The 8,662-nt window shown below is 68.1% G+C and carries 13 protein-coding genes; 11 read left to right on the top strand and 2 right to left on the bottom strand.

Going from position 1 to position 8,662, the window contains the following annotated elements:
- Window positions 1-615: 615 nt before the first annotated feature.
- Window positions 616-1,302 carry an HAD family hydrolase gene (locus tag ABZ194_RS27410; RefSeq protein WP_355599899.1) on the bottom strand — a complete coding sequence of 229 codons (687 nt, stop codon included), beginning with the start codon at window positions 1,300-1,302 and terminating at the stop codon, window positions 616-618.
- A complete protein-coding gene (locus tag ABZ194_RS27405; protein WP_355599898.1) occupies window positions 1,299-2,141 on the bottom strand; it encodes a GntR family transcriptional regulator in 843 nt (280 codons plus the stop codon). Before ABZ194_RS27405 ends, ABZ194_RS27410 begins: the two co-directional genes overlap by 4 nt.
- 137 nt (window positions 2,142-2,278) lie before the next feature.
- Here ABZ194_RS27405 and ABZ194_RS27400 point away from each other — a divergent pair, with 137 nt between their 5' ends.
- The 11 genes from ABZ194_RS27400 (at window position 2,279) to ABZ194_RS27350 (ending at window position 8,628) form a co-directional block, all read left to right on the top strand.
- Window positions 2,279-2,608, top strand: a complete 330-nt coding sequence (locus ABZ194_RS27400; RefSeq protein WP_355599897.1) for a hypothetical protein — start codon at window positions 2,279-2,281, stop codon at window positions 2,606-2,608.
- A 91-nt stretch (window positions 2,609-2,699) separates the two neighbouring features.
- A complete protein-coding gene (locus ABZ194_RS27395; RefSeq protein ID WP_355599896.1) occupies window positions 2,700-4,037 on the top strand; it encodes an FtsK/SpoIIIE domain-containing protein in 1,338 nt (445 codons plus the stop codon).
- Window positions 4,038-4,126: 89 nt separating this feature from the next.
- Window positions 4,127-4,801 (top strand): DUF2637 domain-containing protein, encoded by a 675-nt coding sequence (locus ABZ194_RS27390; protein WP_355599895.1) that lies wholly within the window; start codon window positions 4,127-4,129, stop codon window positions 4,799-4,801.
- Window positions 4,802-4,820: 19 nt separating this feature from the next.
- Window positions 4,821-5,234 carry a hypothetical protein gene (locus tag ABZ194_RS27385; protein WP_355599894.1) on the top strand — a complete coding sequence of 138 codons (414 nt, stop codon included), beginning with the start codon at window positions 4,821-4,823 and terminating at the stop codon, window positions 5,232-5,234.
- Complete coding sequence (locus ABZ194_RS27380; protein WP_355599893.1) at window positions 5,231-5,428, top strand: hypothetical protein; 198 nt, start codon at window positions 5,231-5,233, stop codon at window positions 5,426-5,428. The genes ABZ194_RS27385 and ABZ194_RS27380 overlap by 4 nt, the downstream gene beginning before the upstream one ends.
- Window positions 5,425-5,580 (top strand): hypothetical protein, encoded by a 156-nt coding sequence (locus ABZ194_RS27375; protein ID WP_355599892.1) that lies wholly within the window; start codon window positions 5,425-5,427, stop codon window positions 5,578-5,580. The genes ABZ194_RS27380 and ABZ194_RS27375 overlap by 4 nt, the downstream gene beginning before the upstream one ends.
- Window positions 5,577-5,702, top strand: coding sequence for a hypothetical protein (locus ABZ194_RS27370; RefSeq protein ID WP_355599891.1), 126 nt, complete (start codon window positions 5,577-5,579; stop codon window positions 5,700-5,702). Before ABZ194_RS27375 ends, ABZ194_RS27370 begins: the two co-directional genes overlap by 4 nt.
- A gap of 95 nt (window positions 5,703-5,797) precedes the next feature.
- Window positions 5,798-5,926 (top strand): hypothetical protein, encoded by a 129-nt coding sequence (locus tag ABZ194_RS27365; RefSeq protein WP_355599890.1) that lies wholly within the window; start codon window positions 5,798-5,800, stop codon window positions 5,924-5,926.
- A complete protein-coding gene (locus ABZ194_RS27360; RefSeq protein ID WP_355599889.1) occupies window positions 5,923-7,302 on the top strand; it encodes a replication initiator in 1,380 nt (459 codons plus the stop codon). Before ABZ194_RS27365 ends, ABZ194_RS27360 begins: the two co-directional genes overlap by 4 nt.
- Window positions 7,292-7,495, top strand: coding sequence for a helix-turn-helix domain-containing protein (locus ABZ194_RS27355; protein WP_355599888.1), 204 nt, complete (start codon window positions 7,292-7,294; stop codon window positions 7,493-7,495). Before ABZ194_RS27360 ends, ABZ194_RS27355 begins: the two co-directional genes overlap by 11 nt.
- Window positions 7,495-8,628 (top strand): site-specific integrase, encoded by a 1,134-nt coding sequence (locus tag ABZ194_RS27350; protein ID WP_355599887.1) that lies wholly within the window; start codon window positions 7,495-7,497, stop codon window positions 8,626-8,628. The genes ABZ194_RS27355 and ABZ194_RS27350 overlap by 1 nt, the downstream gene beginning before the upstream one ends.
- The last annotated feature ends 34 nt before the right edge of the window (window positions 8,629-8,662 follow it).

Here is an 8,662-nt window from a genome sequence, read left to right as displayed (position 1 = left end):
ACGCATGCAATACCGACCTGATCTCATCACCGGCTTCTTCAACGAGACCGGTCTGCCCTTCGAACTGGCCTAACCCTGGAGATTTAACCTCAGTAGCGGTAAGCCGGTCTCCTATCCCTCCTGATCACCTCGTACGCCGTCGACCCACCGCGGAGCGGCAGCAGGCCGGGGACGGAGGGGCAAGCTCGGCCTCGCGTGTACATCAGCTGGCCGCCGTTCCTCGATCATTGGATGCCATCCCGCACGGCCGGGCTTGCCCCGGAGGAGCCGGTCTGCTGGGCTTGCCTGGGTCGACGGTGTGCGAGGTGATCAGCCCCAGCCACCCCAGGACCTGGGCTCTTGTTCGGCGATCACCTCGGGGCCGGAGTGCCCCCGCCGGAGGCATGCCTTGACCTCCGCTGTCTACATCGCTGTACGGCTGGCGCGTCGCCGTACTCCGTCCGGCCTGCTGGTCTTCTTCCCTGTCTCTGCCTGGCGTCCGGTGTGCGGTGGCGGTCGGCCGGGACCGGCCCGAAGAGGCCGCACGCCCGGCCGGTCCGCCGACCGCCCGCCGCCCACCGGGCGGCGGCTTGATGACGTAGGGAAGGTTTGAACCACGCCCATCCGAAGATCGGACTACCGGCTCACCCTGACGACCCCGGCGAGCTCCTGCATGCTCCTGGTCACCGCGTTCGCTCCCGCTCGGACAAGGCGTGTCTCCTTGCCCGGCTTGTTGGCATAGGCAATGCTCCGGGCTCCTGCGTTCACCGCGGCCTGCATGTCGAAGTCGGAGTCTCCGATCAGAACAGCCTCTTCCGGCCGTGCGTCGACTAGCTCACAGGCTCGGAGCACCAATCGAGGGTGCGGCTTCATCTCGGCAGGGTTACCGATCGGGCGGCCGACGACTCCGGCGACTCGCTCTCTCAGGTCGGCCAGATCAAGGAATGTCTTGATCGCTCGCTCGGAGTTGTTGCTCACGATCACCACGGGGCGCCCTGTCTCGGCATAGGCGTCGAGTAGCTCCCGCGTTCCCGGCGTGATCTCGGCACAGCTCACGGCCTCGACCTCGTAGCCCACGAGCACGGTCTCCATCTTGTCGACCAAGTCCGGCGCGAAGACCCCCGTACGGCGCAGCACCTTGAGCGGGTCGCCCAGCGACACGACATCCTGCGGAAGTTCCACGCCTTCGTCCTGGAGCAGCTGCTTGAGCCGGGCCGCGACCACAGACGCCGGCAACCCGGCGAAGACGTCGCACACAGGGCCGTCGAAGTCGAGAAGGACCACGCGGGCCTGCTGAACGATCTCCGCCAGTGCCACGGTCACAACTCGACTTCCCGGCTGATCGTGGACCACATGCTCTCGAACCACAGGCGAGTCTGGGCGACGTACTGCGACTGCATCGAGGAGGCATCCTCAGTCACCTGGTAGTGGAACAACACCGCGTCCTTGCCCATGACGTCGTACAGCTCGTGCTGCTCGCCCTTGATCCGGACCGTGTGCTTGACCACCGGGTAGAAGCCGAAGAACACCTGTTCCCTGTTGATCACGTAGAACTTGAACGACGGGGTCGTCTGGTGCACGCGGATCTCAACGGAGGCGGACTTCACCAGTCCGAGGTCTGCCAGCTCGTGAACGGCATCCGCGATGGCCTGGGTACTGCGCTGCTGGATGCGATGGGCTCGTTCCCGGATCACCGGATCGTCGCTGAGGTCTTCGGCCCGGCACGGCAGGGACATCGGATGGTCCATGTCCGGGACCAAGATCCGGATAGCGATGGAGTCGGGTGTGAGCCGTCCGAGGCGGATCTTGTCCAAGGGCTCCTGGAGCATGCCCTGTAGCGTCTCCCCGGAGAAGCCTGCGAAGTCGATGGCCACGTTGGTCGCCTCGAAAGCGCGCTCGATGTGCGGTCGGAGCTCCACCGGGCGCTCAGTGCGCTCCCGGACGAACACTCCGCTCCCCTGGCGCGACACGACCAAGCCCTCATCCCGGAGGAGTCGGATCGCCTGTTGCACGGTCATGCGCGCCACGCCGTACTGCTTGGCGAGTTCGGCTCCTGAGGGCAGCTTCTCCCCCGGCTCGAACTTCTTCGTCAGGATCGCCGCACGCAGGGCGTTCGCCACCTGCTGGTAGGGCGGGCGCGGGTCGTCAGGGTCGAGACTCATCACGCAAATCAGTCTAGTTCTCCTAGGTCGCCTAGGCCAGTTGTTTCGAGTCGCTTGACATGGCTAGGCAACCTGGCCAACATTGAGCCATGGCCGACATGGCTAGGCAGGTTAGGCAACTTCAAGGAGTGATCATCATGCGTAACATCCCCGTCGACCTCTCGGCCCTGGCGTTCATCGTCGCGGGTGAGCCTGAGCCCAAGATCGTGGATCGCGCCACGGGTGAGGTGAAGAAGGACGCGGAGGGGCGGGAGCTCTACACGATCCCGCTGCTCCCCAAGCCGAACGACGACCGGCGCAACCCGGTGATCGTGGTGACGTTCCCCAGCGAGACGTTCCCGCAGATCCCCGAGGGTGTCTCGGTCGTTCCGGTCGGACTGGCCGCCTTCTTCTGGTCGATGAACGGCCGTTCGGGTCTCGGCTTCCGCGCCGAGACGATCCGCCCGGCCAACCTCAAGGCCGCCTGACCGGCGGACGTGATGCCCCTGGAGCGGGCTCGCCTGGCAGCACCGCCCGCTCCGGGGCCTTCCTCTCGCCTTACGAAAGGACTGCTCCATTATGTTCGAGCGTCTGCTCTGGCTGACCGTGTTCGTCGGCACGGCCGTCACCTTGCTCCACTGCTGGCGTACCTGGCATCGGCGTTCCTACTGGTACGTGGTCGGCTACCCGCTCACCGCGATCACCGTCCGCGCGACCTGGCGCAAGGTCGCCCTCGGGTGCGGGCTCACCAAGAAGCGCCAGCGGTTCTGGTTCACCACCGTCCCCGGCCTGATCTCCTCCACGGGCACGGTCCGGGTCAAGCGCAAGTTCCAGCGCGTGGCGGTGGACACCAAACCGTGGATGTTGCTCCCCCTGCCCACCCGGCACGGCTGGCGGGTCACCATCCACATGCTGGAGGGTCAGATTCCCGCCGACTACAGCGCGGCGGCCGAACGGCTGGCGCACTCATGGGGTGTGCACGCGGTCCGTGTCTCCTCGCCCCGGCCTGGGCGGGTGGTGCTGTCCGTGACCGTCCACGATCCCCTCATTCGCATCGACGACCTGCCACCGTCACCCGGCCTGCTCAAGGTCACGGTGGGCCGTCTGGAGACCGGTCATCCGTGGGTGATCGACTTCCGTACCGTCCCGCACTGGCTGAACGCCGGAGCCACCCAGTCGGGCAAGTCCAACCTCGCCAACGCCCTGATCGTCGGCCTGGCCCCGCAACCGGTCGCACTGGTCGGCTTCGACCTCAAGGGCGGGGTGGAGTTCACCCCGTACAGCCCGCGCCTGTCTGCCCTGGCCACCACGCGGGCCGAATGTGCCGCTCTGCTGGATGGCCTGGTGGAACTGATGATCACCCGTATGGAGACATGCAAGGAGGCCGGAGCACGCAACATATGGCAGCTCGACGACCACGAACGGCCGGTGCCCATCGTGGTCCTGGTCGACGAGTTGGCGGAGCTGTACCTGATGGCCGACAAATCCGAGAAAGACGAGATCGCTCACGCCTCCACGGCCCTGCTCCGCGTCGCCCAGCTCGGGCGGGCCTTCGGGATCTACCTCTTCTGCTGCGGCCAGCGCATCGGCTCCGACCTCGGTCCCGGCGTCACCGCGCTTCGTGCCCAGTGCTCCGGGCGCATCTGTCACCGGGTCAACGACCCCGAGACCGCGACCATGACTCTCGGCGACCTCGACCCCGCCGCGCTCGTGTCGGCTCGGGCGATCCCCTCGGAAACCCCCGGCGTCGCGATCGTCGCCTCCCAGGACGGCCAGTGGTACCGGGCGCGTTCCTTCTACGTCTCCGAGGACACCGCCGAGTACGCCGCGCACAATCACGCCCACCTGACTCCGGCCTGGGCCGACGTCATGGCCTCCCACGTCGGCGACACCGTCCCCGACCTGCACGCGGCCTGACCTGATCTCCCCTCCCGGCTCGGCGTGAGCCCCAATCACGCCACGTCCTTACCCGACCCATGCCTGAACCCGGAAGGAGGTGAACCACGATGACCACTCGCAAGCTCGGCCGTCTTCGCTCCACGCTGCTGGACTCCGCGCCGGTCGTGGTCCTGGCCGTCATCGCGGCCGTGGGGTCCTTCACCCACATCTCCGAACTGGCCGCCGAACACGGTCAGTACGGCTGGCAGTCCTGGGCGGTCGCGGTGTGCATCGACCTGATGTGCGTCATGGCCGCCCGCGAACTCCAACGCGACAAGCGCACCGGCCGTCCCCGGCGGGGGCCGCTCTCCTGGCCCGCTCTCGTGCTGGCCGGCGGGATCGTACTCACGCTGGCCGCCAACCTGGCCCGTGCCGAGGCGTCGGTCTGGGGGTGGATCTGCGCGGCGATGCCCGCGGTGGCCTTCCTCGTGGCGGTTTCCATGCTGGAACGCCGCGCCTCACACCGGCCCTCGCCTCCGGCCGTGCCCGTCGTCGACCTGGCGACGGAGACCGCTCCCGAGATCGACGCGACTCCCCTCCCCTCGTTCGACGTGGCCGAGGAACCGCCAGGCAACCCGCCTGGGCCGTCCCCTGCCCTGCTCACCTTCGCCCGACGGCTGGCCGACGAGCACAGCGCCAAACACGGCCGTCCCGTCACCGCTGACCTGCTCCGCACCCGCATGGGGGTCTCCGGCGACCTCGCCGCCGACCTGCTGCGGCAGATCACCACTCAATCCGCCTGACCGAAAGGAACAACACACCATGAGCTTTCCCAGCCTCGCCCACCTGATCGAGGCGGCCCGTGCCTGGGTGCGCGGCTCCTACGCCACCGAAGCCGCCGTGGAGCTGCTGGTCCACCACGGAACCTGGCTGGAGCGGAGCGACTTCCTCCGCATGGCCGTGGAGTACGTCCCGGGTGTCTACGCCGACGCCCCGTACGCCGTCATCTCCTGGGACACCATCCACTCCGCGATGTACAACGGCCTCCTCCCCTGCTCCGGCGCCGAGGCCGCCATCTTGCGCATCGCCCTCAGCCTCGCCGAGGGGCACCCCGTCGACCTCGGCCCGGCGATCATCCGCCTGGACAAGAGGAACCTCATGTACGTCCTGGCCGCCATCCGGCACGCCAGCGGTGACCGGTCCTCCTGGGGCACCATCCCGCAGGACACGCCATGACGCGGACCACCGCCGACAGGCCGAAGCGTCCCCGCCGTACTCGCGCCTCCGCCCCGATCCCCTGTCCCGACTGCGGCGGAGAGGGACAGGTCCCGGCCTCGGTAACCATCGGCACCGGCAAACGACGCGCCACCTTCGACACCTGGGCGTTCTGCCTGACCTGCTCGGGTTCGGGGCTGGCCTCCGCCACATGATCCGGCTGGTCTGTCCCTTCTGCTCGTGCTGTGCCCGCTACAGCTGCGAGTTCGACGGTGACCCGGCCGACTGCGATCGCCTCGACAACGCCGACGACACCCCCTGTCCCTGCTCTGACCCCGACTCCGCGGAAGGAGGAGACACCTCGTGATCCACGCCTACGCCTGCGGCGCCTGCAACGGCACCGGCCTGGTCAACGACGACAGCGACAGCAGCGCCTACCAGGTCGCGGTCACCTGCGATGACTGCGACGGCACCGGAATCGACACCTGATCACCCTTCACGACGCCACCACGGGGCGGCTCAAGCCTGGCAGCCCACCGCCTCGTGGGGCGTCTCCTCCGCTCACCCGCAAAGGAAGCACCAGTATGCGCCATCGGCCATACGCGGACGGTGACAACCACGGCTCCGTCCGCGTCCGCCTCCCCCACAGGAACAACCACCTGACCACCGTCGACCACCCCGACCACGAGAGCACCGGGAAGGAGGAGAAGTGACCGACCACCCCACACCCATCGGCGACCTCATCGGCCCGGTCATCCGGGACCTGGCCCACCGCTCGGGACGGGACCTGAACCGCTGGCTACAGCAGGTCGACCGGCTGCGCGGCTGCTCCGACCCTGTCCGCCTGGTCGGGGAGGTCTCCACCCTCGACCCCGGCACCGGGGAAGTCCTGCACCACTACTCCACCGGTGGGGAGCCACACGGCCAACTGCTCGTCCGCTGCGGCAACCGGCGCGCCTCCCGCTGCCCGGCCTGCGCCGAGACGTACCGAGCCGACACCTTCCACTTGATCCGCGCGGGCCTGCTCGGCGGAGATAAGGGCGTTCCGGCCACCGTGAGCGCTCACCCGCGTGTCCTGGCCACCCTCACCGCTCCGAGTTTCGGCCCGGTCCACCGTGGCCCCGGCAAGAACGGCCAGGCCGACGTCTGCCACCCGCGCCGCAATGGCCCTGCTTGCTTCGAACGGCACGGCTCCGACGATCAGCGCGTCGGCCAGGCGCTCGACCCCGACGCCTACGACTACGTGGGCCACGTCCTATGGAACGCCCACGCGGGCAAGCTCTGGCACCGCTTCGGGATCTACCTTCGGCGGCACCTGGGCAGCTCGGCCGGTCTCACCCGCGCCGAGTTCAGCCGACGGATCCGGCTCTCCTTCGCCAAGGTCGCCGAGTACCAAGCGCGCGGAGTCGTGCACTTCCACGCCGTGGTCCGCCTCGACGGCCGTACCGAGGACGGGATCACCGAACCACCGGCCTGGGCCACCGTGGAACTGCTCGCCGAGGCCATCGACTCCGCTGCGAAGGCCGTACGCCTCGACGTCCCAGACCCGTACGGCGGGGCCATGCGAGATCTGTGCTGGGGCGCGGTCGACGTGCGGCCGATCGCCTCGACCGGCCCGAACGGGGCTTCACTCTCCGAGGCGGCAGTGGCCGGCTACATCGCCAAGTACGCGACCAAGTCCGCCGAGACCTCCGGCACCCTGGACCGGCGGGTCAAACGCTCCGACCTCGCCCAGCTCGAACAGCGCGGCGTCACCGCGCATGCCGCCCGGCTGATCCGCACCGCGTGGGAGCTCGGCAACCCCGAGACCCATCCCGACCTCGCGCCGCTCCGGCTCCGACAGTGGGCTCACACACTCGGCTTTCGCGGCCATTTCTCGTCCAAGAGCCGGGCCTACTCCACCACCCTGACCGCCCTGCGCCGCGTCCGCCTGGAGTACCGCCAGGCCCGTGACCTTGAACGGCTGCCGTACGACCCCGCCGCCACGCTCACCCTCGCGAACTGGAGGTACGCGGGACAGGGCTACACCGCGGGGGAATCCGCGCTCGCCTCGTCGATCTCACAGCCGGGAGGTTCCGTTGGCCGCTGACCTGATCTCGACCACCGAGGCCCGGCTCTACCGGGTGTCCGACGCCATGCGACGGCTCGGGCTGAGCCGCAGCGTGATCTATGAGCTGATGCGCTCGGGACGACTGCGCTCGGTCCGGGAGGGCCGTACCCGGCTCATCTCTGACTCCGCCATCCGCGACTACATCGCGCTTCTGGAGAGGGAGGCCGCCTGATGACCGAGCGTCGAAGCCGCGGAGACGGCGGACTTCACTGGGACGAGACCCGACAGCGCTGGATCGCCTCGGTCACGGTCGGCCATACCCCGGCGGGCAAGCGGATCGTGAAGAAGGCCAGCGGCAGGACCAAGACCGAGGCCCTGAAGAAGCTCAAGCAGATCATCCGCGACTACGAGGACGGCCTCCTCGTCTCCTCCAAGGGCTACACCCTGGCCGACGCCGTGCGGAACTGGCTGGAGTTCGGGCTCAGCGGCCGGAGCTCCGGGACGGTGGACAAGTGCACGATCCTCGCCAGCACACACATCATCCCGGCTCTGGGCGCCCGGAAGCTCATTGACCTCACTGCAGACGACGTTGACCGGTGGCTGGCCGACAAGGCGAAGAAGCTGAGCACGCGGACCCTCCGTGAGCTGCGTTCGATCCTCGTGCGGGCCATCTCCCGCGCCCAAGCACGCGACAAGGTGAAACGGAACGTCGCGCTGCTCTGCGAGATCCCCAAGGGCAAGGAGGGGCGTCCATCCAAGTCGCTCACCCTCGACCAGGCGGAAGCCATCCTCAAGGCGTCCGAGGGTACGGTGCTGCACGCCTACATCGTGCTGTCGCTGCTGCTGGGAGTGCGTACGGAGGAACTGCGGGCGCTCACCTGGTCACACGTCGACCTCGACGGCACCCCGCCGTCCCTCATGGTCTGGCGCTCGGTCCGGGAGGGCGGCGACACCAAGACCCGCAAGTCCCGACGCACGCTGGCCATGCCGAGACGCTGCGCCGACGCGCTCAAGCTCCACCGCGAGCGTCAGGACGTGGCCAAGAGGGCAGCCGGTGACGGCTGGCAGGACAACGGCCTCGTCTTCGCCTCCAAGTTCGGCACGGAGCTCGACGCGCACAACGTCCGGCGCTCCTTCCGTGCCGTGCTCAAGAAAGCGGGCCTGAACGCCAAGGAGTGGACACCCCGTGAGATGCGCCACAGCTTCGTCTCGCTGCTGTCGGACTCCGGCGTCCCCCTGGAGAACATCTCCCGCCTGGTCGGTCACCGCAACACCACGGTCACCGAGACCGTCTACCGGAAGCAACTCCGTCCGGTGCTTCTGGAGGGGGCCGAAGCGATGGATGTGATCTTCAAGAACTCGTAGTCACTCAGTTGGTCACCCAGAAGATCAAAAGGGC

Origin of the sequence: Streptosporangium sp. NPDC006007, from assembly GCF_040614315.1 — a bacterium.
Lineage (GTDB): Bacteria > Actinomycetota > Actinomycetes > Streptosporangiales > Streptosporangiaceae > Streptosporangium.
Note: the sequence above shows the minus strand (reverse complement) of the source record. Positions and strands in the feature narration are given on the sequence as shown.

What these genes read in the sequence shown, in the direction of transcription:
- ABZ194_RS27380 (WP_355599893.1), top strand. Translation starts at nt 5,231, where the DNA reads ATGACGCGGACCACCGCCGACAGGCCGAAGCGTCCCCGCCGTACTCGC.
- ABZ194_RS27400 (WP_355599897.1), top strand. Translation starts at nt 2,279, where the DNA reads ATGCGTAACATCCCCGTCGACCTCTCGGCCCTGGCGTTCATCGTCGCG.
- ABZ194_RS27390 (WP_355599895.1), top strand. Translation starts at nt 4,127, where the DNA reads ATGACCACTCGCAAGCTCGGCCGTCTTCGCTCCACGCTGCTGGACTCC.
- ABZ194_RS27350 (WP_355599887.1), top strand. Translation starts at nt 7,495, where the DNA reads ATGACCGAGCGTCGAAGCCGCGGAGACGGCGGACTTCACTGGGACGAG.
- ABZ194_RS27385 (WP_355599894.1), top strand. Translation starts at nt 4,821, where the DNA reads ATGAGCTTTCCCAGCCTCGCCCACCTGATCGAGGCGGCCCGTGCCTGG.
- ABZ194_RS27375 (WP_355599892.1), top strand. Translation starts at nt 5,425, where the DNA reads ATGATCCGGCTGGTCTGTCCCTTCTGCTCGTGCTGTGCCCGCTACAGC.
- ABZ194_RS27365 (WP_355599890.1), top strand. Translation starts at nt 5,798, where the DNA reads ATGCGCCATCGGCCATACGCGGACGGTGACAACCACGGCTCCGTCCGC.
- ABZ194_RS27395 (WP_355599896.1), top strand. Translation starts at nt 2,700, where the DNA reads ATGTTCGAGCGTCTGCTCTGGCTGACCGTGTTCGTCGGCACGGCCGTC.
- ABZ194_RS27405 (WP_355599898.1), bottom strand. Translation starts at nt 2,141, where the DNA reads ATGAGTCTCGACCCTGACGACCCGCGCCCGCCCTACCAGCAGGTGGCG.